At 66.4% G+C, this 23,874-nt stretch carries 25 protein-coding genes; 13 read left to right on the top strand and 12 right to left on the bottom strand.

All coding sequences use genetic code 11. The features are described 5' to 3' along the window. The first annotated feature begins 291 nt into the window (after positions 1 to 291). The 5 genes from LJ725_RS27115 to LJ725_RS27095 all read left to right on the top strand — a co-directional run bounded on the left by LJ725_RS27115 (position 292) and on the right by LJ725_RS27095 (position 6,523). Positions 292 to 1,383, top strand: coding sequence for a transglutaminase-like domain-containing protein (locus tag LJ725_RS27115; protein WP_230554085.1), 1,092 nt, complete (start codon positions 292 to 294; stop codon positions 1,381 to 1,383). A gap of 59 nt (positions 1,384 to 1,442) precedes the next feature. Then, positions 1,443 to 2,942 (top strand): adenylate/guanylate cyclase domain-containing protein, encoded by a 1,500-nt coding sequence (locus tag LJ725_RS27110; protein ID WP_230554084.1) that lies wholly within the window; start codon positions 1,443 to 1,445, stop codon positions 2,940 to 2,942. Then, the gene (locus tag LJ725_RS29285; RefSeq protein WP_230554083.1) at positions 2,939 to 4,447 is read left to right on the top strand and encodes an adenylate/guanylate cyclase domain-containing protein; all 1,509 of its coding nucleotides are present in this window, start codon (positions 2,939 to 2,941) and stop codon (positions 4,445 to 4,447) included. Before LJ725_RS27110 ends, LJ725_RS29285 begins: the two co-directional genes overlap by 4 nt. A 12-nt stretch (positions 4,448 to 4,459) precedes the next feature. Then, entirely contained in the window at positions 4,460 to 5,653 is a 1,194-nt protein-coding gene (gene acdA / locus LJ725_RS27100; RefSeq protein WP_230554082.1) for a 3-sulfinopropanoyl-CoA desulfinase, read from the top strand. 102 nt (positions 5,654 to 5,755) lie between these two features. Next, complete coding sequence (locus tag LJ725_RS27095) at positions 5,756 to 6,523, top strand: adenylate/guanylate cyclase domain-containing protein (RefSeq protein ID WP_230554081.1); 768 nt, start codon at positions 5,756 to 5,758, stop codon at positions 6,521 to 6,523. Between the two features lie 3 nt (positions 6,524 to 6,526). On the opposite strand, the gene LJ725_RS27090 is transcribed toward LJ725_RS27095, so the two are convergent. The 5 genes from LJ725_RS27090 to LJ725_RS27070 form a co-directional block, all read right to left on the bottom strand. Then, positions 6,527 to 7,198, bottom strand: a complete 672-nt coding sequence (locus LJ725_RS27090) for a hypothetical protein (RefSeq protein ID WP_230554080.1) — start codon at positions 7,196 to 7,198, stop codon at positions 6,527 to 6,529. 9 nt (positions 7,199 to 7,207) lie between these two features. Next, on the bottom strand, positions 7,208 to 7,642 hold the full coding sequence (locus tag LJ725_RS27085; RefSeq protein WP_230554079.1) for a hypothetical protein: 435 nt from the start codon (positions 7,640 to 7,642) through the stop codon (positions 7,208 to 7,210). 87 nt (positions 7,643 to 7,729) lie between these two features. Continuing rightward, the gene (locus LJ725_RS27080; protein ID WP_230554078.1) at positions 7,730 to 8,218 is read right to left on the bottom strand and encodes a tetratricopeptide repeat protein; all 489 of its coding nucleotides are present in this window, start codon (positions 8,216 to 8,218) and stop codon (positions 7,730 to 7,732) included. A 74-nt stretch (positions 8,219 to 8,292) separates the two neighbouring features. Further along, complete coding sequence (locus LJ725_RS27075; RefSeq protein WP_230554077.1) at positions 8,293 to 8,694, bottom strand: Rrf2 family transcriptional regulator; 402 nt, start codon at positions 8,692 to 8,694, stop codon at positions 8,293 to 8,295. A 10-nt stretch (positions 8,695 to 8,704) separates the two neighbouring features. Continuing rightward, on the bottom strand, positions 8,705 to 9,142 hold the full coding sequence (locus LJ725_RS27070) for a GNAT family N-acetyltransferase (RefSeq protein ID WP_230554076.1): 438 nt from the start codon (positions 9,140 to 9,142) through the stop codon (positions 8,705 to 8,707). Between the two features lie 75 nt (positions 9,143 to 9,217). On the opposite strand from LJ725_RS27070, the gene boxC reads away from it, so the two are divergent. The 3 genes from boxC to LJ725_RS27055 all read left to right on the top strand — a co-directional run bounded on the left by boxC (position 9,218) and on the right by LJ725_RS27055 (position 13,471). Further along, the gene (gene boxC / locus LJ725_RS27065; RefSeq protein ID WP_230554075.1) at positions 9,218 to 10,876 is read left to right on the top strand and encodes a 2,3-epoxybenzoyl-CoA dihydrolase; all 1,659 of its coding nucleotides are present in this window, start codon (positions 9,218 to 9,220) and stop codon (positions 10,874 to 10,876) included. Between the two features lie 157 nt (positions 10,877 to 11,033). Then, complete coding sequence (gene boxB, locus LJ725_RS27060; protein ID WP_230554074.1) at positions 11,034 to 12,452, top strand: benzoyl-CoA 2,3-epoxidase subunit BoxB; 1,419 nt, start codon at positions 11,034 to 11,036, stop codon at positions 12,450 to 12,452. 272 nt (positions 12,453 to 12,724) lie between these two features. Further along, positions 12,725 to 13,471, top strand: a complete 747-nt coding sequence (locus LJ725_RS27055; RefSeq protein WP_230554073.1) for a bestrophin-like domain — start codon at positions 12,725 to 12,727, stop codon at positions 13,469 to 13,471. A gap of 50 nt (positions 13,472 to 13,521) precedes the next feature. Here the strand turns inward: LJ725_RS27055 and LJ725_RS27050 are convergent, their stop codons facing one another. From LJ725_RS27050 to LJ725_RS27035, 4 genes are all read right to left on the bottom strand, one after another. Then, a complete protein-coding gene (locus tag LJ725_RS27050) occupies positions 13,522 to 14,061 on the bottom strand; it encodes a hypothetical protein (RefSeq protein WP_230554072.1) in 540 nt (179 codons plus the stop codon). Between the two features lie 223 nt (positions 14,062 to 14,284). Then, positions 14,285 to 15,961: a SulP family inorganic anion transporter gene (locus LJ725_RS27045; protein WP_230554071.1), complete on the bottom strand. Its 1,677-nt coding sequence runs from the start codon at positions 15,959 to 15,961 to the stop codon at positions 14,285 to 14,287. Positions 15,962 to 16,038: 77 nt separating this feature from the next. Further along, complete coding sequence (gene dctP / locus LJ725_RS27040) at positions 16,039 to 17,007, bottom strand: TRAP transporter substrate-binding protein DctP (protein ID WP_230554070.1); 969 nt, start codon at positions 17,005 to 17,007, stop codon at positions 16,039 to 16,041. A gap of 99 nt (positions 17,008 to 17,106) precedes the next feature. Continuing rightward, positions 17,107 to 17,565 carry a hypothetical protein gene (locus LJ725_RS27035; protein ID WP_230554069.1) on the bottom strand — a complete coding sequence of 153 codons (459 nt, stop codon included), beginning with the start codon at positions 17,563 to 17,565 and terminating at the stop codon, positions 17,107 to 17,109. A gap of 145 nt (positions 17,566 to 17,710) precedes the next feature. On the opposite strand from LJ725_RS27035, the gene LJ725_RS27030 reads away from it, so the two are divergent. Further along, positions 17,711 to 18,319, top strand: coding sequence for a hypothetical protein (locus LJ725_RS27030; protein ID WP_230554068.1), 609 nt, complete (start codon positions 17,711 to 17,713; stop codon positions 18,317 to 18,319). Between the two features lie 34 nt (positions 18,320 to 18,353). Here LJ725_RS27030 and LJ725_RS27025 read toward each other — a convergent pair whose 3' ends face one another. Continuing rightward, a complete protein-coding gene (locus tag LJ725_RS27025) occupies positions 18,354 to 18,680 on the bottom strand; it encodes a DUF1476 domain-containing protein (protein ID WP_230554067.1) in 327 nt (108 codons plus the stop codon). A gap of 113 nt (positions 18,681 to 18,793) precedes the next feature. On the opposite strand from LJ725_RS27025, the gene LJ725_RS27020 reads away from it, so the two are divergent. From LJ725_RS27020 to LJ725_RS27005, 4 genes are read left to right on the top strand one after another with little or no spacing between them, the layout of a single operon-like run. After that, on the top strand, positions 18,794 to 19,642 hold the full coding sequence (locus tag LJ725_RS27020; RefSeq protein ID WP_230554066.1) for an FAS1-like dehydratase domain-containing protein: 849 nt from the start codon (positions 18,794 to 18,796) through the stop codon (positions 19,640 to 19,642). Next, positions 19,639 to 20,184, top strand: coding sequence for a hypothetical protein (locus tag LJ725_RS27015; protein ID WP_230554065.1), 546 nt, complete (start codon positions 19,639 to 19,641; stop codon positions 20,182 to 20,184). Before LJ725_RS27020 ends, LJ725_RS27015 begins: the two co-directional genes overlap by 4 nt. A gap of 20 nt (positions 20,185 to 20,204) precedes the next feature. Continuing rightward, complete coding sequence (locus LJ725_RS27010) at positions 20,205 to 21,254, top strand: glycosyltransferase family 2 protein (protein WP_230554064.1); 1,050 nt, start codon at positions 20,205 to 20,207, stop codon at positions 21,252 to 21,254. Between the two features lie 5 nt (positions 21,255 to 21,259). Beyond that, complete coding sequence (locus LJ725_RS27005; protein ID WP_230554063.1) at positions 21,260 to 21,964, top strand: class I SAM-dependent methyltransferase; 705 nt, start codon at positions 21,260 to 21,262, stop codon at positions 21,962 to 21,964. Positions 21,965 to 22,177: 213 nt separating this feature from the next. Here the strand turns inward: LJ725_RS27005 and LJ725_RS27000 are convergent, their stop codons facing one another. Both LJ725_RS27000 and LJ725_RS26995 read right to left on the bottom strand, forming a co-directional pair. Then, the gene (locus LJ725_RS27000) at positions 22,178 to 22,966 is read right to left on the bottom strand and encodes an SDR family NAD(P)-dependent oxidoreductase (RefSeq protein ID WP_230554062.1); all 789 of its coding nucleotides are present in this window, start codon (positions 22,964 to 22,966) and stop codon (positions 22,178 to 22,180) included. Then, on the bottom strand, positions 22,947 to 23,819 hold the full coding sequence (locus LJ725_RS26995) for an SDR family oxidoreductase (RefSeq protein ID WP_230554061.1): 873 nt from the start codon (positions 23,817 to 23,819) through the stop codon (positions 22,947 to 22,949). Before LJ725_RS26995 ends, LJ725_RS27000 begins: the two co-directional genes overlap by 20 nt. Positions 23,820 to 23,874 lie beyond the last annotated feature (55 nt).

Raw genomic sequence — 23,874 nt, 5'->3', positions numbered from 1 at the left:
AGCCCGCAAAGGTCGCCATCGTCGCCTGCATGCGCAAGCTCGTGACCATCCTCAACGCAATCCTCAGGGACAAAAAGCCATGGGCAAACGCTTGACCCTCACGACGGTCGCTCAGGATGAGGTGGATGAATCGAGTTGGCGTTGACGAGCGCCGCAGGTCGTTGCAATCCTGTGCCTTCCGGTACTCACCGCTGTCGCGTGCGACGCGGATTGGTCCGGGATGGATCTGGTTCCTCCCGACGACGGGACGACCGCCCTCCCCGGCAGTTTTTGCCATTGGGAGGAAACACCATGAATCGTCGTGACATGCTCAAGGCCGGCCTCGCCGCCGGCGCCCTCGGTCTCGCGCCGCGCCTCGCGTCGGCCCAGGCCGTCACCTATGCGCCGGTGCCGAAGGGCTGGCGCAGCTACGTGCTGACCACCCGGGTCGAGCCGACAGCCGGCGCCACCCGGGCGTGGATCCCGCTGCCGACCTTCGAGGCGCCGGACTGGCAACGCCCCGGCAACGTGACCTGGACCGGCAATGCCCGCGTCGCCGAGCGGGTGCGCGATCCCAAGTATGGCGCCGAGATGCTCAGGGTCGAATGGGCCGCCGACCAGCAGTCGCCCGCGATCGAGATCGTGGCGCAGGTCCAGGCGCAGAACCGCTCGGTCGTGCCCGGCAAGGGCAACGCCGCGCCGCTCGGCGATGCCGAGCGCGCGCTGAACCTGATGCCGACCACCTTCCTGCCGACCGATGGCCTGGTGAAGGAAACGGCCGAGGAAATCGTGCGCGGCAAGCAGGGCGACGTCGCCCGGGCCCGTGCGATCTACGACTGGGTGGTCGAGAACACCTTCCGCAATCCCAAGACGCTGGGCTGCGGCGTCGGTGACATCACCACGATGATCCGCACCGGCAACCTGAACGGCAAGTGTGCCGACCTGAACGCCCTGTTCGTCGGTCTCGCCCGCTCGGTCGGCCTGCCGGCGCGCGACGTCTACGGCATCCGCGTCATGCCGTCGGAGTTCGGCTTCAAGGCGCTGGGCGCGGGATCGGAGGTCGTGTCCAAGGCCCAGCACTGCCGCGCCGAGGTCTGGCTCTCGGGCTCGGGCTGGACGCCGGTCGACCCGGCCGACGTGCGCAAGGTCGTGCTGGAGGAGCCGCCGACCAACCTCGCGATGACCGACCCGAAGGTCGTCGCCGCGCGGCGGGCGCTGTTCGGCTCGTGGGAAGGCAACTGGCTGGCCTACAACGTCGCGCACGACGTGAAGCTGCCGGGATCGAAGGAAGGCCCCATCGCCTTCCTGATGTACCCGCAGGCCGAGAACCGCTCGGGCTTCCTCGATTCGCTCGATCCAGACAAGTTCAAGTATCGCATCACCGCGCGTGAACTGACGGCCTGAGCCTCCCGTTGCGGCGGGCGGGGCATTCCGCTCCGCCCCGATCCGCATTATACGGGCGCATGACCGCATCGACCGACGCGGCACCGCTGAAGGTGCCCGCCAGCCTCGTGCATCGCTACTACTTCGCGATGTCGGTGCCGTTCCTGATCGACCTGTTCACGCTGGTCGTCTATTGCGTGCAGAACGAGGCGCCGGAGGTGTTCCTGCCGTCGCTGGCCGTTTCGACCCTGTTCCTCGTGGTCGGCGTGGGATTCGGCGCGTGGGTCCTGATCCGGCCGATCCGGCTCTTCATCGAGGGTCGCGTCCCCTTCGCCGACATCGAGTCCCGGCTGTCGCGGTTGCCCCGGCATTCGGCCCTGGTGGTCGGCGTGATGTTCGCGCCCATGATGGCCCTGCGTCTCCTGTCCCACCGGCTCGGCATCACCTTCGGGGCCACCCTGCAACAGGTCGAGTGGCCCGACGTCATCGCCAACCTCACGGTCGGCACGGGCTTCGACGTCGTCCTCACCTTCTTCGTGGTCGCCGCCTATCTCGACCATCTTTGCCAGTATCTGTTCCGGGCGCGAGGCGTGAACATCTCGCAGTTCAACGGCCGCTTCAGCCGCAAGGTCGCGATGGCGCTGCTGTTCATCACGTTCGCCACCATGGTCCTGATGGTCGCCGACGTGCTGAGCTATTCCGGCGACCGGCTCGTGCGCGAGGTCTCGTCCGACGTCGCCACGTCGGCGGTGGGCGCGATCTTCATGTACTACTGGATCTCCGAGGCGCTGACGCGACCGATCACGCGGCTGGACGGCGGCCTTCGCCGAGTCGCCGACAACGACTACACGGTGCGCCTGCCCGTGACCTCCAACGACGAGCTGGGCCACGCCGCCAGCCGCTTCAACCAGATGGTGGAAGGCCTCGCCGAGAAGGCCTATCTCCGCGACACGTTCGGCAAGTATGTCAGCGAGGCCGTGGCCACCTCGATCCTGTCGAACCGCAGCAACACCGGCCGCAGCATCGATACGACGGCCGAGGCGACGCTGATGTTCACCGACATCGAGGGCTTCACCGGCCTGTCGGAGAGCCTCGCTCCCGCCGAAGTGGCCGCCCTGCTGAACGCCTATCTCGGCACAGTCGTGCCGGTGATCCAGCGCCATGGCGGTATCGTCAACAGCTTCATCGGCGACGGCCTGTTCGCAAGCTTCGGTCTGCCCCGTGCCCTCCCCGATCATGCCGCGGCCGCTCTCGCCGCGGCGACGGAGATTCAGCAGGCGCTTGCCCGTGCGCAATTCGCGCACAGCCATGCTCTGCACACCCGCATCGGCATCAATACCGGCCCGGTGATCGGCGTCACGATCGGCACCGAGAACCGCCTCAGCTACACGCTGCTCGGCGATGCGGTGAACGTGGCGTCGCGGATCGAGCAACTCAACAAGAAGTTCGGCACCCGCATCCTGGCCGCCGAGAGCACGATTCTGGCGGCCGGTGCTCAGGAAACCTGCGAGCGCCTCGGAACGACCGACGTTCGCGGGCATCATGGCGTGGTGGTGTATCGGGTGGGAGCGGCCCGGTGACGGCCGGCGAAGCGTCCCCCATCGCGTCCGGTGCCGAGATCCGGCGGCTGCGACAGCGCTTTCTGCTGCGTGCCGTCTCCGCTGCGGGCGTGGACATCGTCTTCACCACGGTCTTCGTGGCTTTCGCCGATGCCTGGGCCTACGCGCCGCGTTCGATGGCCGTCGGGCTCCTGCTGCTCCTCGGCATGAACTATCTCCTCTGCCGGCCCCTGTTCCTCCCGATCGAGGAGTTTCTCGCAGGACGGCGCTCGTTCGATGAGGTGCAGCGCCGGCTCACCCAGCTTCCGCTTCTGACCGCCGCGCGCGTCGCCTTCCTGGCTCTGATCATGGTGGGCTTCCGAAGCGCGGCGCCGTTCGTCTCGCCGGATCCTACCCTTCAGGCCCTTCCCAGACAGACGGTCGCCGACGCCATCGCCCTCTGCGTGCTGTTGCCGCTCTTCTACTTCACCTACATCTACTTCGTCATAAGCGACTATCTCGGCGGTCTCTGCGCCTTCATCTTCGAGCGCAGCGGCCGCAACCTGTCGCTCTTCTTCGGGCGATATCGCCTGAAGCTCGGCTTCGCCCTGCTGGTCATATCGCTCGTGCCCATGGCCGCCGTCGTCATCGACCTCGTTTCCTACGAAGGCGAGAAGCTGCACTTCGAGATCGCGACCGATGTCGCCATCGCGATGATGGGCGTGGTCGTGTCGGTCTATTTCATCGGCCGTTCGCTGCTGCGGCCCATCCGGATCCTGTCGCGCGCGATGTCGACGGTCGCACAGGGCGACATGACGGTTCGGATTCCGGTCACCTCGAACGACGAGGTCGGGGAACTGACGGGCCAATTCAACACCATGGTCGAGGGCCTGCGCGAGCGCGAGCGGATCCGCGAGACTTTCGGCCGCTATGTCGACGAAAGCGTCGCCTCGACCATCCTGCAGCGGGGCGGCGACGGGGTGCTCGCCGGCGAAACGCGCGAGGCGACGATCCTGTTCACCGACGTCTCCGGCTTCACGACGATCGCCGAGACCCTGCCGCCGGAGCACCTGATCGGTGCGCTGAACGATTACCTGGAAACCGTCCTCGCCCCGATTCGAGCGCACGGCGGCGTGGTCAACACCTTCATCGGCGACGGTATCTTTGCCTCCTTCAACATGCCGCTCGCCTGTCCCGGCCATGCGGCCGCGGCCATCCGCGCCGCCATCGACATCCAGCGCGCCGTCGCGGGCCGCCGTTTCGGTGAGGCGAAAGTGCCGTTCGCCACCCGCATCGGGATCAGCACCGGTTCGGTCATCGGCGGATCGGTCGGCGCGGGACAGCGCCTCAGCTTCACATTGCTAGGCGACACGGTGAACCTCGCCGCGCGCCTCGAGAAGTTGAACAAGGATCATGGCACGAGCATTCTGCTGTCGGAGACGACGCGCGCCGGCTGCGGCACCGAGTTCGTGTTCAAGCCGCTGGGCAGCACCGCCGTCCGCGGCCGCAGCGCGTCGCTCGCCATCTTCACTGTCGATACCGTCTGAGGTCCGCCGTCCATGAACCCGTCCGCCCTGTCCCCGGATCAGCTCGCCCTTCAGGCGCGCGCCCGTGAACTCGCCGCCGGCCCCGTCGCCGCCCGCGCCGCCGAGGTCGACCGCACCGAGCAGTATCCCTGGGACAATGTCGAGCTGCTGAAGGACGCGAAGCTGGTCGGCATGACGATCCCCACCCAGTATGGCGGCCAGGGCAAGAACTGGCTCGACGCGGTGCTGGCCATCGAGGCGCTCTCCTCGGCCTGCGCCGTCACCGGCCGCATCGCCGTCGAAACCAACATGGGCGCGATCAGCGCGGTCATGGCCTACGGCTCGGAAGAGCAGAAGAAGATGGCGGCCGACATGGTGCTGGCCGGCGACAAGCCCGCCATCTGCATCACCGAGCCCGACGCCGGCTCGGACGCCAACGGCATGACCACGCGCGCCGACAAGAAGGGCAACCGCTACGTCCTGAACGGCCGCAAGCACTGGATCACCGGCGGCGGCGTCTCGCGCCTGCACCTGATCTTCGCCAAGGTCTACGACGAGAAGGGCACCTTCGAGGGTATCGGCGGCTTCCTCGCCATCCGCGACGAGACCAAGGGCCTCAAGATCACCAAGCGCGAGCCGACCATGGGCCTGCGCGGCATCCCCGAGGCGGTGATCGACCTCGAGGACATGGACGTCCCGCCCTCGGCGCTGGTGATCCCGCCGCGCGGCCTGAAGAAGGGCTTCGCCGACCTGATGACCGCCTACAACAGCCAGCGCGTCGGCGCCGCCACCGTGGCGCTCGGCATCGCCGAGGGCGCCTACCGGCTGGCGCTCGACTGGTCCGAGAAGCGGCATCAGTTCGGCCGGCCGATCAACGAGTTCCAGGGCCTGCAATGGAAGCTCGCGGACATGTCGATCAAGCTCGCGGCGTCGCGCGCGCTGGTCCACAACGCCGCGCGCTCGGGCGAAGGCGGCTTCCCCGACATGCTGATGGCCGCCCAGGCCAAGGTCTTCACGTCGGAAAGCGCCATCCAGGTCGTCAACGACGCCCTGCAGTTCTTCGGCGCCCGCGGTTATAGCCGCGAACTGCCGCTCGAACGCATGGCCCGCGACGTCCGCATGTTCACCATCGGCGGCGGCACGGCCGAGGTCCTGCGCAACGTCGTGGCCGGCGCGCTGCTGAAGAAGAAGCTGCCGCAGACGCGCGACGGGTGGGACAAAGCCTAGGCTGGACGATCATCTATGGAATGTGCAGCTCCGCGTACCCAAGATCCGTTTTATCAGGCGTTGATCGACTAGGCGTAACAACGTCCAGGCCGCGAGGTCTTCATGGCGCAGTCTCCATCGCTGATCTGCAAGGGATGCTGGCAGAATTTGCGTCTGCCGGTGCCTCTGCGCGGCATCACCTCGCTGCCATTCCGGGCTTTCGGCCTCAAGCCCAGCCGGATGAACCCCAATACATGTACGTTCTGCGAACTGGCCTTCACCACGATCATGCGGGCCCGCAACGTCGACATCGATGCGTCGGTGATGTTCGCCGACCTGCGGGGATATACGGGCCTCACGGAGACCCTGCAGCCGGAGACGATGTCCGAACTGCTCGATACTTTCTACGACGCTTGCGGCAACGCCATCTGGGCCCAGGACGGATTGCTCAACAAGACGATCGGCGACGCCGTGATGGCGGTATTCAACTTCCCGGTGAAGCATTCCGACCACGCCGCCCGCGCCGTCGCAGCGGCACATCTTCTGCAGGAGGATTGTCGCGCCAGGTTCGCAGACTTTGCACGTAAGCATGGCATCGATGAGCAGTCGCTTGGCATCGGCATAGGGATCGCTTCGGGAGTCATGAAGTTTGGCGAGTTCGGTCACTCCCATCGTGATCTGACCGCGATCGGCACGGTGGTGAATGTCGCCGCACGTGCGCAGTCCGCCGCAGTCCCAGGCGAGATCCTCGTGACGCAACAGGTGCATGACCGTACGCCCGCACTCCCCTGGAAAGACGCCGGGCGAGACTATGCCCTCAAGGGCTTCGATGCGCCCATCAGACTGTACGCAGCCCCCGGAAACACCCGCAGAAACATTGAAGGATCCTAGGCCCTAACGCCCGAACCGGTTCCACTTTCCGTCCCTGCCGCGCATCAGGACGAACTCCCTGCCCTTCTTTGCAGTGTCGTCGCGCGGCGTACAGGCGACCGAGATCCAGGATTCGAAATCCCATCGTGCCGAACAGCTCTCGGTCGCGCAGGGCAGCTCGACTTCAGCCTCGGTCGCCAGCCCATCGCCGGATGGCGTAAAGATCGACAGCGTGCCGCGCGGCGGCTGAAGCGAACAGGCCACCGTCAGGAACCGCGTCTTGTCGGAAGCCCAGACCGGCGCGCCATGGACGGTGAACAGCCGGCCGGTGCGTCTCATCACCAGCGTGTAGTAGAAGTCCTCGTACGCTGGAGTACGGACAACATAGAAGCGGCCGGGATCGTCGAATCTCTCGTAGAGATAGCCGTAGCTGCCGTCGCCGTTGAGACAATCCTGTAGTTCGATACTCTTGCCACCGTCGATCGCCAGGCGAAGACGGTCGCCCCGGCGCGCCACGCTTGGAACGTCTGCCTCGATGCGGCGGGCTTCCTCCGGCCATTCCGTGGCCTGATACTCTTTGTAGTCGAAGCCGGAGAGGCCAACACCAGTACAAACCTTCGGCGCCTCGCCCGTGGCCTGCGCAAGAGCCATGCTCGAAAGCAACAGGATGGCGAGACAGGTCAGGCGGGCGATCATGCCGGCGGCCTAGGACGAACCGGTACAGCCGTTGCGGATCGAGAACCCCGGAACCGAGCGGCATTCGAAATGTTGCGGATGGTACATATCCATCACGACGACATGCACGACGTCTCCGCACTTCACTTCGTAGCTGTCGAGAATTGACGTGTAGGGCCCCACTCCGAGGCTCGAGATACGGCGAAACGCCGGCATCGCCCCGTCCGGACAGATCAGCCGACGCAGATACATCCGCTGCCCTTCGGGCTGGAACACCCGCACTGGATTCTCGCGCGTCCCCAACGGATGCGCGTTGATGGATTCCCAGCCCGGCGTGACCGTCGCCCGCTCGCCGGGCGCCATGATGTCGAAGATTTCTATGCTCCCGGAGGCTTGGGCAAATACAGGCGCCGCGAAAAACCCGGAAAGCGCAATCAGCAGGATCGTCCCGAGTTTCGAAGCCATCGCATCACCCTTCCTGAAAGTCTCCGGACTGGCCGAAGGTAGTCGCTTCGCTCCCTTGCTCCACCTCGGTTCCGCAATGCCAGCCGGTCAGTTCGGCTTGGCGGCTGCTGCCTGGGATTCGTCAAGCAGTTCTTCCCAGAGGCGCACGTAATGGGGATTCTCTTCATCAAGAGCGCACGCCATTGCGACATCGGCAACGGCCTCACCGATCATTCCCAGACGCCTGTGCAGTTGGCCTCGGCCGATGTAGGCGATGGGGTTCGTGGGATTGAGATCAATCGACCGACCATAATCGGACAAGGCCATCTGATCCTTGCGGAGGATCGAATACACATTGGCACGATTGACGTACGCTCGATCGAAAGTCGGATGCAGACGAACGGCCTCGTCCAGATCGCTCAGTGCCTTTTCGTACTGTTTGCCCATTGCATACCCAATGGCACGACTGACAAGCGCTTCGACCTTCTGGTCCGCCTTTGCTTCCACGGCGGTCACCACGGCCGTGCACGCTTCGATGAAGCGACCATCGGGCCTGGGCCGGCCTTGGGCAATCTGAACGGCGTCTTCGAACTTCATGGGTTTGGACTTTATAGTTGTAACTGAAGGTATCAATATACTGATGGTTGCATTTTTACATCCGCCGCCGAAAATCAGCCAGCACACGACGAACCGAGTAGCGTCTCAAGGCTCACCGAGCGCAACGTCGCCTCGGCGATTTCGTCGATCTCGGTCAGGACACGCTGGAGAGCGGCGCCGATTTCCGTGTCCTCGCCCGGCTCCTTGGCGCGGTTGCCCGGCGCGGGTTCGAACAGGGCGACGACGTCCATCAAGGTTGTGCGGCGGCGGTTGCCGGTGAACCGGTAGCCGCCCGACGCACCACGGCCGCCCTGCACGAGGCCGGCGGCGGAGAGCGTGCCCAGAACCTTGGCGAGCGAGTGGGTCGAGACGCCAAAGCGTTCGGCGAGGTCGGCCGACGACAGCGTCTGCGTGGGATCGCGCGCCAGTTCCAGGGTCGCGTAGAGGCCGAGCCGGGTGGCCGTCTGCAGCTTCACGCCCCGCTCCTCACGACAACGCCTTGTCGAGCTGCAGCGACGGGCCGGCCACCATGCCCTGGGCGCGGAAGAAGGACAGGATCAAATGGTCCTTACGATCCACCAGCGTGCGCACATGGGTGACGCCTTGGGCCTTGAAGCGTGCCGCGAGGGCCTCGAACAACGCACTGCCTGCCCCTTTCAGCCGCAGCCTTGGGTCGACCTGGATGGCGAAGACCCAGCCGGCCGGCGGTTGTCCGAATTCCCAGGCGCGCACCTCGCCGGCGATGAAGCCAACCAGCCCCCCCTTGGGTGTTTCCGCCACCAGGAAGTGCCGCTCCGGCGGGCCGCCGGCATAGCGGGCGAGCGTCTCCTGCCAGTAAATCGCCTTCGCCTGCCCGGTCAGGCGGGCATCGAGGGCGGAGATTGCCGACAGGTCGGCCGGCTCGGCAGGGCGGATCGCGATCATTCGGGACAGAATGCGCTTGCTTCGGGAAAAGTAAATAGGTAATTCCGTACTGAATTACAGAATTGGGGAATGCCAATGGACACCGCCGCCGCGCCCATCGACTTCCGCACTGATCCCAGCCGCTACAAGCACTGGAAGCTCACGATCGAGAACGGCGTCGCCTATCTCACGATGGACGTGAACGAGGATGGCGGCCTGAAGCCCGGCTACAAGCTGAAGCTCAACTCCTACGATCTCGGCGTCGACATCGAGCTCGCGGACGCGGTGCAGCGGCTGCGCTTCGAGCATCCCGAAGTCGGCGCCGTCGTCATCCGCTCCCAGCGCGACCGCATCTTCTGCTCCGGCGCCAACATCAACATGCTTGGCCTGTCTACCCACGATCACAAGGTGAACTTCTGCAAGTTCACCAACGAGACACGCCTCTCGATCGAGGATGCGAGCGAGCATTCCGGCCAGACCTATATCTGCTCGATCAACGGCATCGCCGCCGGCGGCGGCTACGAGCTGGCGCTGGCCTGCGAGCAGATCCTGCTGGCCGACGACGGATCGAGCGCGGTGTCGCTGCCCGAACTGCCGCTGCTGGCGGTGCTGCCGGGCACCGGCGGCCTCACACGCCTGGTCGACAAGCGCATGGTGCGCCGCGACCATGCCGACTTCTTCTGCACCACTGCCGAGGGCATGCGCGGCAAGCGCGCCCGCGACTGGCGCCTGGTCGACCAGCTGATCCCGCCGTCGAAGCTCGTCGAGCAGACTCAGAAGATCGCCGAGGACGTCGCCGCGAAGTCGTCGCGACCGAAAGACGCCAAGGGCATCGCGCTGCCGACCGTCGAACGCCAGATCGACGGCGATACGTTGCGCTACAGCCACCTCACCGTCGAGATCGATCGCGAGGGACGCTCGGCGAAGTTCCGACTCAATGGTCCCGCCGCCGCGCCGCCGTCGGACGTGCATGCCGCGGGCGCCGCCTTCTGGCCGTTGGCACTGGCCCGCGAGTTCGACGATGCGATGATGCATCTGCGCCTCAACGAGACCGAGATCGGCACCTGGGTGCTGACCACCCAGGGCGATGCCGCGCTGGTCGAGGCCTATGACGCGCTGCTGGCGAAGAATGCCGGCGACTGGCTGGTGCGCGAGATCGTGCTCTACTGGAAGCGCACGCTGAAGCGGCTCGATGTGAGCTCGCGCAGCCTGATCGCGCTGATCGAGCCCGGCTCCTGCTTCGCCGGTACGCTGCTCGAGGTCGCGCTGGCCGCCGACCGATCCTACATGCTGGACGGCGTGTTCGAAGGCTCGAACCTGCCGGCGGCGACGATCCGGCTGACCAGTATGAACTTTGGCGCCTATCCGATGGGCAACGGGCTGACGCGCCTGCAAACGCGCTTCCTGCATGACCCGTCGCTGGTCGACGACCTCAAGGGCGAGATCGGCGAAGCGCTGGACGCCGCGGCCGCCGACGAAGCCGGCCTCGTCACCTTCACTCCAGACGACATCGACTGGGAAGACGAGGTACGCCTCGCCGTCGAGGAACGCGCCGGCTTCTCGCCCGACGGGCTGATCGGCATGGAGGCGAATCTGCGCTTCCCCGGCCCGGAGACGATGGAGACCAAGATCTTCGCGCGCCTCTCGGCGTGGCAGAACTGGATCTTCCAGCGCCCCAACGCGACCGGCCCGGAGGGCGCGCTGAAGCTTTACGGCACGGGCAAGCAGAGCAAGTACGACCGCAAGCGGGCGTGAACGGTAAACCACGACCTCATCCTGAGATGCGCTCCGCCGGAGCGCGTCTCGAAGGATGGGCAACAGACAAGGTGCTCGTTCCCACCCTTCGAGACGGCGCTACGCGCCTCCTCCGGGTGAGGTGATCTCCTGCAAGCAGGATTAGAAGGAGGCAACAATGGCCATCGACTACAGCCAGCTCATTCCCAACAACGTCGACCTCTCCTCGGACCGTCGCCTCCAGCGCGCGCTGGAGAACTGGCAGCCGCGCTTCCTCGACTGGTGGAAGGACATGGGGCCCGACGGGACCTCGGCCTTCGACGTCTACCTGCGCACCGCCATCTCGACCGACTCCAACGGCTGGGCCAACTTCGGCTACGTGAAGATGCCCGAGTATCGCTGGGGTATCTTCCTGGCCGACCGCGATCCCAATCGCGAGATCGCCTTCGGCGACAACAAGGGCAAACCCGCCTGGCAGGACGTGCCCGGCGAACTACGCTCGACCCTGCGTCGCCTGATCGTCACGCAAGGCGACACCGAGCCCGCGTCGGTCGAGCAGCAGCGGCTGCTGGGCAAGACCGCCCCGTCGCTCTACGACCTGCGCAACCTCTTCCAGATCAACGTCGAGGAAGGCCGTCACCTGTGGGCGATGGTCTATCTGCTGCACGCCTATTTCGGCCGTGACGGCCGCGAGGAGGCCGAGGCGATGCTGGAGCGGCATTCGGGCGATCCCGACAAGCCGCGCATCCTGGGGGCCTTCAACGAGGCGACGCCGGATTGGCTCTCCTTCTTCATGTTCACCTATTTCACCGACCGCGACGGCAAGTACCAGCTCGCCTCGCTGGCCGAATCCGGCTTCGATCCGCTGGCCCGTTCCTGCCGCTTCATGCTGACCGAGGAAGCGCACCACATGTTCGTGGGCGAAACCGGCGTCGGCCGCATCCTCCAGCGCACCTGCGAGCTGATGAAGGAGCACCGCACGGACGACGTGCGCAGCCTGGGCGGCATCGACCTGCCGACCATCCAGAAGTATCTCAACTTCCATTTCTCGGTGTCGCTCGACCTGTTCGGCCAGGAAGCCTCGACCAACGCCGCCAACTACTACACCCAGGGCGTGAAGGGCCGCTTCCTCGAGACGCGGATCGACGACGACCATCTTCTCGTCAACGCGAACTACGAGATCGATACGGTCGAGGACGGCCGCATCGTCAGGAAGGCGGTGCCCGCCCTGCAGGCGCTGAACGAACGGCTGCGCCAGGACTATATCGACGACTGCGCCAAGGGCGTGCTGCGCTGGAACAAGACGATCGAGCGGGCCGGCATCGACTTCGAGCTGTCGCTGCCGCACCGCGCCTTCGACCGCCAGATCGGCGCCTTCGCCGGCATGCGCGTGTCGCCGACCGGCAAGGTCCTCTCCGAGGCCGAATGGAACGCGCACAAGGACCATTGGCTGCCGACCGACGAGGACCGCGCCTACGTCACCTCGCTGATGGGCGCCGCCGTCACCCAGCCCGGCAAGTACGCCCACTGGATCGCCCCGCCGGCCCGCGGCATCAACAACCAGCCGGTCGATTTCGAGTACGTCCGGTTCAACTGACGCTGCCCCGAAACAAAAGACCCGCCTGCGCTTGGGGTCGCAGGCGGGTCGGGGAGCCTCCTGTGTCATGGAGGCCGGGTGGCCGCCTTGGGCGGCGGCGGGATAAACTTGCCCCAGCAGGCAGCACCGCGGTTGTGATCAGCCTGTGGCGAAGGGGCTCACGCGCAGATCAGTTTCACGGGAACTGAACCGCAAACTGTTCACATTGCTAATGCGCCTTCCGGTCGGGCAGGTTGGTGCGTCAACCACCAGATGCCCACGAGGACCGCCCCTTGAGCCCCATCCAGTTTGCCGCGATTGCCTTCGTCTGCATCATCGCCAGTGCCATCGGCGGAGCCCTGCTCCGAACCCGCCTGCCCGAGGCGCATGTGAGCGGCGATTCGAAGGACGTGATCAAGCTCTCGATCGCGCTGGTCGCCACGATGTCAGCGCTGGTCCTCGCGCTGCTGTTCGCCTCGACACGCACGTCGTTCGAGCGGACCAGCGGGCTCGTCAGCCGCCTGACGGCCGACATCGCCGAACTTGACCGCGTCCTGAAGCACTACGGGCCGGAAGCGGATCCGATCCGGGCGGCACTGCGCGCTGAGATCCAGCCGATGATCGATTCGATCTGGCGTGACGAAGCGATCGCCCGTGGCGCCAAGCTCGACGAATCGAAGGCGCCCGAGGAGGAGGTGCTGTTCATGCTGCAGGACCTTCAGCCGACGAATACCAAGCAGCGCGCCTTGCAGACGCGCGCCATACAGATCAGCACCGACCTGCAGCAGACCCAACTCGCGCTATTCGCCCAGCCGACCGATTCGATCTCCAACACCTTCCTGGTCGTGCTGATCGTCTGGCTGATGTTCATCTTCGGCATCTTCAGCATGACGGCGCCCCCCAACCCGACCCTGTTCATCGTGATCGCGATGTGCATCCTCTCCGCGTCTGCGGCCTTCTACCTGATTCTTGAACTCGGCCTGCCGTTCGGCGGCCTGATGCAGCTATCGAACGAGCCGCTGAGAAACGCCCTGAAGTAGCTGCGCAGCCGACGAGGGACCGCCCTTGGCAGTCCCCCGCGACACGCAGCCTACGGCGCCGGCTTGGACGGGGGCGGACAGTCCGTCGCCACGATTCGCGACGTCGAGCCGTCGGGCTCGAGGCAGTCCATTTCCCGGGCGACCGGTGCGGGTGCCGACACAGGCACCACGGCAGGCGCGGGCGCGGCAGGAACCGGAGCCGCCACCGGCGCGGACTGAGCCGGTGCGGAGGGGGCTACCGGGATGGTCTGGATCGGCACGGGCACGACCGCCCCGCAACGCTGCTCCGCGAGGGACGCCAAGTACTGCTGGCGCGACTGGAGCGCCGCGACTTCCTTGCCGGCGGCGTTCTGGAAATCCATGCCGAACCACAGGATCGGAATGATGAGGCCCGCTGCGCCGGCAATGACGTTCTGCGCGACCTTGCCGCCCTCCTCCGCGCCCAACTCCGAGATTCGCTTGTTGTTCGCCTGGACCTCCGCGCTGATGGCGGCGCAGTCCATAAAGCGATCCTGCGCCTGCACCACCGCCACCGGCGCCGGTGCGCGGCCGGCGCAGCCGGCAAGTCCAAACAGAAGAACAACGGCCATCGCCGTCTTTCCAGCAGACATTTCTCTCCCCCCAGTTGTGTTTTCACTGCGAACGCAGAATATTGGGAGTAAAGAATTGCCCTCGCTGTGTAAATAGCAATACTTTGAAAAAACTACAGAATTCGACACCGGCGTAGTTTACCGCACACTCGAATGTTGAGTCCGGTGCGGTCGTTCTACCATCGCGGCCGTCCCCGGAGCGGAGCCTTTCCTCCAAAGGTTGTCAGGGTCCGGGATCGTCCAGCGCTGCGGCGGCGGCGGCGACCGACGGAAAGACCAGATCGCCCTCGCCGTCTCCCGCGGTCAGATGGAGACCGCGTTCGATGTCACGCCGGACGCGGTCGCGCAGATTGCCGAAGGCGACGGAGATGCCTTTGGCCCGCAGTTCGCGTTCGAGTTCGACGAGCAGTTCGCATGCCATCAGATCGATGTCGTGAATTGCCCCGCCATCGACCACGACGCGCCGCACCGGATGCGCCGCCGCCGCAATGCGGGCCTCGATGCGGTCGCGGAACAACTCGCAGTTGGCGAAGAAGAGCGGCGCGGAGAAGCGGTAGACCAGCAATCCCGGCACCGGTGTGGCATCCGGGCGATGCGCGACGTCATGCCAGCCGCCGTCGGGCGTCCGCCCCAGCACCGCATCGGACGGAAAGGCCAGGGCGCGCAACAGCAGCACCAGCGAGAAGACCACGCCCACGAGGATGCCTTCCATGACACCCAGCGCCGCGACGCCCGCCATGGTGAGCAGGGCGGCCGCAAAGTCGCTGCGGCGGAACCGCCAGAGACGGCGGAATTCGTCGACGTCGCAGAGCCCCCAGGCCGAGGCAATCAGGATGCCGCCCAGCGCCGCCGTCGGCAGGTGATAGAGAAGATCGGCCAGCCAGAGCGTGACACCGGCAACGATAGCGGCGGCGATCACCATGGTGAGCTGCGTGCGGCTGCCCGCCGCCTCGGCAACGGCGGTGCGGGTGTCGCTGGCGCTGATCGGTAGTCCCTGGCTGAGACCCGAGACCAGGTTGGCCGCGCCGAGCCCCAGCAGTTCCTGGTCGGCGTCGACGCGCGTACCGTGGCGGGTGCCGAAGGCGCGCGCGGTGATCATCGTGTCGGAAAAGGACAGGAGCGCGGCAACCAGGGCCACCGGCAGCAAGACGTCGAAATCGGCCAGCGACAGCAACGGGAGCGAGAGATCGGGAAGACCGGTCGGGATGCGGCCGACCAGCGTCACGCCCTGCCGGTCCAGTCCCAGCAGGACAACCGCCAGCATCGATCCCGCCAACGCCAGCACCGCACCGGGCACGCGCGGCGCAAAGCGGCGGCAGAGCAGGATCACGGCAAGGCAGGAGGCGCCGATCGCAAGGCTCGCGAGGTTTGTCTCCCCGAGCTGCCGGATCGTCGCGGCGAACTGGTCGAGCGTCATGGCGCCGTCCACGCGAAGGCCAAGGACTTTCGGAAGCTGCGCGCCCAGGATCACCAGCGCGAGGCCATGCAGGAATCCGGTGATCACCGGCTTGGACAGAAAATTCGCGACGAAGCCCAGACGGAACAGCCCTGCCAGCAGGCAGATCGCCCCGACCATGACGCCGAGGCCGGCCGCGAGGAAGGCCAGTCGCGTCGGATCCCCAATGGCGAGCGGCGCCACCGCGACCGCGACGATGGCCGCCATGGCGGTGTCGGGTCCCACGACGAGATGGCGTGAACTGCCGAACAGGGCGTAGGCCAGCAGGGGCAGCATGCTGCCATAGAGACCCGCCAGCGGAAGGCCGGCCAGTTCGCCATAGGCGAGCCCCACCGGCACCATGACTGCGCCCAGGGTCACACCCGCCGCCAGGTCGCGTGGCAGGAAGGACGCACGATAGTCACGGACGGCCGCGAGGCCTGGCATCCAACGGACGATCTTCATCCAACCTTCTCCCCAGCCTGATCCTAGGCAGGGGACGGGCGGATGGACAGGGGGCGATCCCTCCCGGGGGCCCTTCGTCAGGGGCCGGGATCGGCCTGGATGCGTTCGATCATCGCCTTGAGACGCGGATCGGAAATCACCGTCGCGTGGAGCGGGACGAGCGCTCTCGCGAACGCCGCGACATCGACGTCGTCCACCACCTGCACACCCGCCGCCTCCGCCGTGCGGCGTGCCGCAGCCTCGTTCTCGTCCCACAGGCGGCGATAGTAGGCGACAGACTCGCGAGCGGCAGACCGGATGATCGCCCTCTCCTCGTCCGACAGGGTGTCCCAGATGCGGCGGGAGAACAGCACCACCCCGGGGGACCGGGCATGCTCCGTCTGGCTGAAGAACCTCGCCGCGCGATGGTGCTCCAGAGCGACGAAGGAAGACCAGTTGCCCTCGGCCACGTCCACGATGCCCGCGCGCATCGACGGCGCCACGCGCGCCAGCGGCAGGACGACGGGCTGCGCGCCCATTGCCCGCACCATCGGCGCCCAGTTCGAGGATTGCTGGACCCTGTACTTCACCCCGCGCAGGTCCGTGGGCGAGCGGACCGGCCTCGCGCCGTAGGTCGATCGGGGTCCGCCATCGTAGAAGACCAGTCCGACGACGCCCACGCGCTCAAGGGCGGCGAGGATCTCCAGGCCGATCGGCCCGTCCAGTACACGGCGTTCATGCGCCGTCGATCGGAAGAGGTAAGGCAAGGTCAGGACGGTGGTGGCCGGCACCGTGCTGTTGAGGGTGGCAAGGCTCACACGCGCCATGTCGAGCGTGCCGTTGCGCAGTTCGCCAAGCGTGTAGCTCTCGGTCTCCTGGTCGCCGGCGCCGAGCTTCGAAAGTGTCAGGCGTCCGCCGCTGCGTTCGCGCATCACGTCGGCCATGTGACCCACCGCGCGCACGGTCGGATAGTCGGCGGGATAGATGTCGGAGGACGTGAAATCGCGGGCGGCGGCGGGGCACGCGACGGCCGCGGCGATCAGCCAGGCGGCAAGCTTGACGACCATGGTTCTATGGCATCCTCGGAGTCACTGCGTCATCAACCGAACAATGGGGTAAAAGGTTCCGTCCGCGCGGGATTTTCGCGCGGCAGCATGTGCCTGCGTTCACGACGTCGGTGCAGTGGAACAGGCCGCGACCCGCCGGCAGTGACGTTCGATGTCGCCCGCGACCTCCGGAAAGCCGGGGACCCGCAGGTTGAGGCATCGAAGGGCGTCCCGCTCGCCCGTCGCCATCGCCTCGCCCCCCTGCTGCCATACGCCCGGTCGATGGGCCTCCGGACGCTCGCCGTCATCGAGAAGGTGGTAGGTGGCCAGCGCGGCATTGGCGGCCTCGAGTTCGCGTCGCAGGCGCGGCAATACCGCCGCGGCGAGCCGGCGGACGTCCGTGCATTGGCCCAGGTCCGCGCCGCAGGCGACCGCGGCCATCTGCTCATAGGTCAGCACGCGCACCTGTGCGGCCCCGACGCAGTAGGCGGCGCGAAACTGATCGGCGTCGAGCGGGTCGGCCGCATGGGCTCCGGACGCCCCGCACAGCGCAAGGGCCAGGAGCAGGCATCTGTTCACGCCGCCATGCTAGGGCAGGGCAGCGGCTGCCGGACGACCATCTCCGCATATCCAGGTCTGCCGATTGCACACGAGCAGCCGCGGCCCGAACGGCAACCTTGCGTCGGCGCACTTGTTGTAGGGCTTCAACCGACGGGAGCCTGCAATGAAGACGGTCAGCGATGCCTACGATAGCTACGCCCAGGCCCGCGCTGCAGTGGCGGCCATCGAAAAGGCCGGCATCCCCTCCTCCGACGTCAGCATCATCGCCAACAGGCACGTGGAACCGGCTTATGCCGAGGGGGACGCCGTCTCCGACACGGCGGCAGGCGCCGGTCTCGGCGGCGTGGTCGGCGGCGGGGCCGGTCTCCTCGCAGGCATCGGCCTCCTGGCGATCCCGGGGCTGGGCCCCGTGGTCGCCGCCGGCTGGCTCGCCGCGACCGCGGTGGGAGCGGCCGCGGGGGTCGCGGCCGGTGGCCTGGTGGGCGCGCTGATCGGATCGGGCGTCGAAAAGGAGGTCGCGGCCGTGCAGGCGGAGGCGGTGCGGCGCGGCGCCACCCTGGTCACCGCACGCGTGCCCGACACGGAGGTCGCCCGGATCGAGGGACTGATGTCGGTTCACCGTCCGATCGATCCGGCCGAACGCGCCCGGTCGTGGCGCGACAAGGGCTGGACCACCTTCGATCCGGAATCGCCGGCCTATCGGCCGAACGAAACCGAAATCGAGCGCATGCGCCGCGAATGGCGCGACGACGGAATGGGCAAGCAGGCCTGACGCCGCTCGCCGCCTGGACGGGCGGGACGTCCGATCAGCGGACTTCCGTCATGATCTGCTTCTTGGCCTCGTCGGCGAGGCGCTCCGACTGCTTGCGGATCGTGTGCTCCTCGGTGGGCTTGCCGCCGGCCGCCAGATCGCTGATCAGCTTGTGCATGACGTCGGAATCGCCGGGCTTCTCGAAATCGGCCATCACGACTTCCTTGGCATAGGCCTCCGCGTCGGCGCCGGTCTTGCCCAGCAGGTTGGCGGCCCACAGGCCCAGAAGCTTGTTGCGGCGGGCGTTGACCTTGAACTTCAGCTCCTCATCGTGCTCGTACTTCGCCTCGAAGGCCTTCTCGCGATCATCGAACGTGGTCATCGGCCGCTCCGGTTGGGCTGTTTCTTGCGGGCGGTATATAGCGACCGGGACGGCGTCTTTCCACCCTGCCCTCGCAGTGGCAATGTCCCGCCCCGCAGGGAGGAAAGTCCGTCATGTCACTGGAGAATCTCAAGAATTGGATCGGCCGGACGCAGACCGTGGAGGATCTCGCCGCCCCCTTCCCGGTCCGCGCCCTCACCGCGACCTTCGACGAGAAGGACGCCGATCCGAAGAACGGCGATCCCCTGCCGCCCCTTTGGCACTGGCTCTATTTCCTGGAGATCGCGCCGCAGTCCAAGATCGGATCCGACGGCCATGCCGAGCGCGGCGACTTCCTGCCGCCGGTCCCGCTGCCGCGCCGCATGTGGGCCGGCTCCCGCTTCACTTTCGACGGCGAGCCGATCCGCGTCGGCGAGACCATCGAGCGCCTCTCCGAGATCAAGTCCGTCGAACCAAAGACCGGGTCCACCGGCTCGATGGTGTTCGTCACGGTGCAGCACACGGTCTCGGGGCCGCGGGGCGTCTCCTTCGTCGAGCAGCACGACATCGTCTATCGCGAGGCGGCCAAACCCGGCGAGGCGCCGAAGCCGCCGAAGCCTGCGCCCACCGACGCGACCTGGACGCGCCACGTCCTGGCCGATCCGGTGCTGCTGTTCCGCTTCTCAGCCCTCACCTTCAACGGCCATCGCATCCATTACGACCAGCCCTATGTGACGGGCGTCGAGGGCTATCCCGGCCTGATCGTGCACGGGCCGCTGATGGGCATGCTGCAGATCGAACTGGCGCGGCGCTCCAACCCGGATAAGGTGGTGCGGAATTTCGAGTTCCGCGCCCTGTCGCCGGTGTTCGGCGGCGCGACGCTCGGCGTTCACGGCCGCCGGGAACCGGACGGCTCGGTCACCACCTGGATCGCCGGTCCCGACGGCGGTCTCGCACAACAGGGCAAGGCGACGTTCCGATGAGACATCTCCACCAGGCCGGCTGCGGCTGCCTCGCCGCCCTCTCTCGTCGCAACCTGCTGGGTCTCGGCCTCGGTGCGGCGGCAATCGCCGCCACCGTTTCGGCGACAGGTCCGGCACTGGCCCTCGACGAGGGCTACGAGGCGATGCTGATGAAGTGCATCGATCCGCGTTTCACGACGGAAGTCTGGAAGTACATGTCCTCGCGCGGCTGGCAGAACAAGTACAGCCAGTTCAACATCGCCGGCGGCCCGATCGCGGCGGTGGCGCCGATCTTCCAGGAATGGCGCGCCGCCTGGGAAGCCAACCTCGACATCTCGGTCCAGCTGCACAGCGTGAAGCGCCTGATCGGCATGGCCCATCGCGATTGCGGCGCGGCGGCGCTGGCCTACGGCGACCGCATCAAGACCGACAGGGCCTTCGAGACGGAGATGCTCGGCCAGGGCCTGCGCGCCTTCCGCGAACAGGCGCTGAAGCGGCAGCCGCAGCTGATCGTCGAACTCGGCATCATGGACCTGAACGGCACCGTAGAAGCGGTCAGCTGAGTCTTTCGCGGACGGTCGTCGTGCCCGAACAGAGCCTTCCCTTCACCAGCGAGAGTCCAACCAGCCGGGACGTGGCGCTGGAGCACCAGCTCGCCGTACAGCGCGCGCGCCGGCCGGCCGATCCGCTGTTGTCGCTGGTCGTGCCCGTGTTCAACGAGGAGGAGACGATCGACCTCTTCCTCGACACCGTGACGCCGATGCTGGAACGCGACGGCGTCCGCTTCGAGATCGTGTTCGTGAACGACGGCTCGCGCGACGACACCTTTGCCCGCCTGTTCGAGCGCAGCCGCGCCGACCGCCGCGTGCGCATCGTCAACCTGTCGCGCAACTTCGGAAAGGAAGCCGCGCTCACCGCCGGCATCGACCATGCGCGCGGCGACGTCCTGGTCCCGATGGACATCGACCTGCAGGATCCGCCCGAACTGATCGCCGCCTTCATCGCACGCTGGCGCGAGGGCTACGACATCGTCTACGGCATCCGCGCGGCGCGCCATGCCGACACGCGGGCCAAGCGCGTCTCGGCCGGCTGGTTCTACCGGGTGTTCAATTCCATGTCGCCGGTGCGTATCCCGCCCAACGTCGGCGACTTCCGGCTTGTCGACCGGCGCGCCGTCGAGGTGCTGCGGCAACTGCCGGAACGCAACCGCTTCATGAAGGGCCTGTTCGCCTGGGTCGGCTTCAACTCGGTGGGTGTGCCCTACGAGCGGCCCGAGCGCGCCGCCGGCACGACCAAGTTCAACCTGTGGCGGCTCTGGAACTTCGCCATCGACGGCGTGGTGAGCTTCTCGACCGCGCCGCTGCGCGCCTGGTTCTACGTCGGCGTCGTCATCGCCGCCGTGGCGATGCTCTATGCGCTGTTCATCGTCACGCGCGTGCTGATCTTCGGCATCGACACGCCCGGCTACGCCTCGCTGCTGATCGCCGTCCTGCTGATGGGCGCCATCCAGCTCCTGTCGCTTGGCATCATCGGCGAGTATCTCGGGCGCCTGTTCATCGAGGTGAAGGGCCGGCCGATCTACGTCGTCGAAGGCGTTTACGAGGATGTCCCGCCCCGGCCGCCGGCGACCTGACCTCGATGGACCTCAAGGAAGAAGACATTCTCGGCGCCGGTATCGGCCGCCACTGGTACTACCGCTCCAAGGCCGCCGCGCTCCGTCGGGCGGTGGGGCGTCTCGCGCCGAAGCGCCTGCTCGACGTCGGCGCGGGCTCGGGCTTCTTCTCGCGCCATCTGCTGTCGGAAACGCCGGCCGAAAGCGCGCTCTGCGTCGACATCGGCTATCCCGCCGATCGCGACGACAGCGTCGCCGGCAAACCCGTCCGCTATCGTCGCGACACCGGCCCGACCGATTGCGACCTCGTGCTGATGATGGACGTGCTGGAGCATGTCGACGACGATCGCTGGCTGCTGCGCCACTATGTCGAAAAGGTGCCCGCCGGCGCGCATTTCCTCGTGACCGTTCCGGCCTTCGCCTTCCTGTGGAGCGGCCACGACGTCTTCCTCGAACACAAGCGCCGCTACCGCCTGCCCGAGATCGAGGCCGCGATGAGCGACGCCGGGCTCGAGATCGTCCGCGGCAGCTACTATTTCGGCTTCGTCTTCCCGCTGGCTGCCGCCGTACGTCTGGCCGACCGCAACACCACGGAACCACGCAGCAGCCTGAAGAAGCAGGGCGCCGTCGCGAACGGCATCCTCACAGCCCTTTGCGCCGCCGAACTCCCGCTCTTCCCAGTCAACCGCCTGGCCGGCCTCTCCTGCTTCGTGCTGGCACGAAAGCCGTAGAGCGGAGCACCGGCGTGAGGATGGTGCGCCGAGACTCCTTCCATCTCACATCGCCCCACCTCACCCTTGCAAGTCGGTATCTGCCGGATCGGCTGGAGTAGCCGGCGCAGCAGCGGCGGATACACCGACTCATCCGAGGGCGTCGAAGCTCGTTCCTCATGGTGAGGTCGGTGTTGGAACGCTCGGCTCGAGTCAATCTCCGCCAGAAACGATCTAGGCGACCCAGCGCTGGATCAGCGGTAGCGAGAAAAGGCCATGCTTCAGGCAGAACTCCAGAACGCGGTTGAAGGTGCCCGGCACGCATTTCAGCCTGCCCGAGCCGAGTTGGTGCAGCGACGTCTCCACCACCGATTCCGCGCTTGACCAGAGAAACGCCGGAATCGCCGCGCGCCGTGAATGCTCGTATTCTTCCGTGTCACCGAAGTTGCTGATTGTGTACCCCGGAATCAGCGACTGGATCTCGATGCCATGCGCGCCCACTTCGAGGTTCAGCCTCTGGGAAAAGTCGTCGAGGAAGAGCTTGGTTGCGCCGTACATCGTGTTGCCCGGGGTCCGAATGTACTGAGCCATCGAACAGACGTTGATGATCGCCCCTTTCCTGCGCGCAATCATCGCCGGCAGCGCCGCCCGGCTGAAGCGGACCGGGGCCACGACATGGACCTGCAGCATGGCGAAATGGCTTTCCGGCCGGTTGGTATGGAATAGCTGCGGCGCACCGAAGCCCGCATTGTTGACGAGCAGATCCAGGGCAGGCGCGTCTGAAATGAAGTCGATCACCCTGTCCTGATCGGCGACGCTTTGCAGGTCGGCCACAATCGGCGTCACAGGCACGCCGTGGCGCGCAGCGATGTCCTGGGCCATCGCGATCAGGGCGTCGTGCTGTTTGTCGACCAGCCACAGCCCGTAGTTCTTTGCCGCCAGACCCGCCGCGAAGGCGGCGCCGATACCGCTGGCGGCACCGGTGATGAGGGCCAACCTTGCCTCAGGATCGATTGATGTCATCCCGGATCTTCTGGAAATTGAGCAGCCGGTCGATCGCCCGGTCGAGCCAGCGATCGGGTAGCCAGCGAGGCAGCAGCCAGTATCGCACGCGTTGATCGGGGACGACGTAACGTGCTTTCGGCCGCTTGACGACCAGGGCATCGACGATCCGGCGGGTGACGGCCGATACCGGGAGCGCGGTGTGCCGCGCGTCGGAGAGGTTCATGTGCTTCAGGACCGGATGATAGTCCGTGCCGTCGAAGGTAGTGTTGAGATGCGCGGCCTTGTCCCAGATCGGCGTGTCGACAGAGCCAGGCTGGATCACAATCACGTCTACACCGTAGATCATCAATTCGCGCCGCAGCGAATCGGAGAGCGCCTCCAGGGCATGCTTCGAGGCGGCGTACGGTCCCATGAAGGGATAGGCGATCCGCCCGCTCACCGAGCTGATGTTGACGATGCGGCCGGGCCGGCCCTCCTTCGTGCCGCGCAGGAGCGGCAGGAAGGCCTGCACCATGTGCAGGACGCTCACCACATTCACCTCGAAATGCCGGCGCAGGACGTCGGGCGACACCGAGGTCAGGGGGCCGGGATTCGCAATGCCGGCGTTGTTGACCAGGCCGAACAGCCCGCCGTCGCCGACCTCCCCCCTCACCGTCGCGACGGCCCTGCCGATGGCGTCGGCATCGGTGACATCAAACAGGAGCGGTGTGAAGGCGGTGCCGAGTTCGCGCTGGAGCCTCGCTGCCTGCTCATCGGTACGGACGCTCCCGAAAACCCTGAACCCCCGTCGGCACAGTTCGACCGCCGTGCCATGGCCGATGCCGGTCGAAACGCCCGTGATGACGATGGACTTGGTGACCGTGGACTTCACACAGGCTCCGCCGATCGTTCATTGCCCGAGGAGGGTGTTCTCCAAAGATAACAAC

It is taken from the genome of Reyranella aquatilis (genome assembly GCF_020880995.1).
In the GTDB taxonomy this organism is placed as follows: Bacteria; Pseudomonadota; Alphaproteobacteria; order Reyranellales; family Reyranellaceae; genus Reyranella; species Reyranella aquatilis.
Note: the sequence above shows the minus strand (reverse complement) of the source record. Positions and strands in the feature narration are given on the sequence as shown.

Excerpts from the sequence above, each read along its gene's own strand:
- LJ725_RS27045 (WP_230554071.1), bottom strand. The coding sequence starts at position 15,961 with ATGAAGATCGTCCGTTGGATGCCAGGCCTCGCGGCCGTCCGTGACTAT.
- dctP (WP_230554070.1), bottom strand. The coding sequence starts at position 17,007 with ATGGTCGTCAAGCTTGCCGCCTGGCTGATCGCCGCGGCCGTCGCGTGC.
- LJ725_RS27115 (WP_230554085.1), top strand. The coding sequence starts at position 292 with ATGAATCGTCGTGACATGCTCAAGGCCGGCCTCGCCGCCGGCGCCCTC.
- LJ725_RS27095 (WP_230554081.1), top strand. The coding sequence starts at position 5,756 with ATGGCGCAGTCTCCATCGCTGATCTGCAAGGGATGCTGGCAGAATTTG.
- LJ725_RS27005 (WP_230554063.1), top strand. The coding sequence starts at position 21,260 with ATGGACCTCAAGGAAGAAGACATTCTCGGCGCCGGTATCGGCCGCCAC.
- LJ725_RS27085 (WP_230554079.1), bottom strand. The coding sequence starts at position 7,642 with ATGGCTTCGAAACTCGGGACGATCCTGCTGATTGCGCTTTCCGGGTTT.
- LJ725_RS27000 (WP_230554062.1), bottom strand. The coding sequence starts at position 22,966 with ATGACATCAATCGATCCTGAGGCAAGGTTGGCCCTCATCACCGGTGCC.
- LJ725_RS27110 (WP_230554084.1), top strand. The coding sequence starts at position 1,443 with ATGACCGCATCGACCGACGCGGCACCGCTGAAGGTGCCCGCCAGCCTC.
- LJ725_RS27090 (WP_230554080.1), bottom strand. The coding sequence starts at position 7,198 with ATGATCGCCCGCCTGACCTGTCTCGCCATCCTGTTGCTTTCGAGCATG.
- LJ725_RS27025 (WP_230554067.1), bottom strand. The coding sequence starts at position 18,680 with ATGACCACGTTCGATGATCGCGAGAAGGCCTTCGAGGCGAAGTACGAG.
- LJ725_RS27015 (WP_230554065.1), top strand. The coding sequence starts at position 19,639 with ATGAGACATCTCCACCAGGCCGGCTGCGGCTGCCTCGCCGCCCTCTCT.
- boxB (WP_230554074.1), top strand. The coding sequence starts at position 11,034 with ATGGCCATCGACTACAGCCAGCTCATTCCCAACAACGTCGACCTCTCC.
- LJ725_RS27020 (WP_230554066.1), top strand. The coding sequence starts at position 18,794 with ATGTCACTGGAGAATCTCAAGAATTGGATCGGCCGGACGCAGACCGTG.
- LJ725_RS27030 (WP_230554068.1), top strand. The coding sequence starts at position 17,711 with ATGAAGACGGTCAGCGATGCCTACGATAGCTACGCCCAGGCCCGCGCT.
- LJ725_RS27070 (WP_230554076.1), bottom strand. The coding sequence starts at position 9,142 with ATGATCGCGATCCGCCCTGCCGAGCCGGCCGACCTGTCGGCAATCTCC.
- LJ725_RS27050 (WP_230554072.1), bottom strand. The coding sequence starts at position 14,061 with ATGGCCGTTGTTCTTCTGTTTGGACTTGCCGGCTGCGCCGGCCGCGCA.
- acdA (WP_230554082.1), top strand. The coding sequence starts at position 4,460 with ATGAACCCGTCCGCCCTGTCCCCGGATCAGCTCGCCCTTCAGGCGCGC.
- boxC (WP_230554075.1), top strand. The coding sequence starts at position 9,218 with ATGGACACCGCCGCCGCGCCCATCGACTTCCGCACTGATCCCAGCCGC.
- LJ725_RS27080 (WP_230554078.1), bottom strand. The coding sequence starts at position 8,218 with ATGAAGTTCGAAGACGCCGTTCAGATTGCCCAAGGCCGGCCCAGGCCC.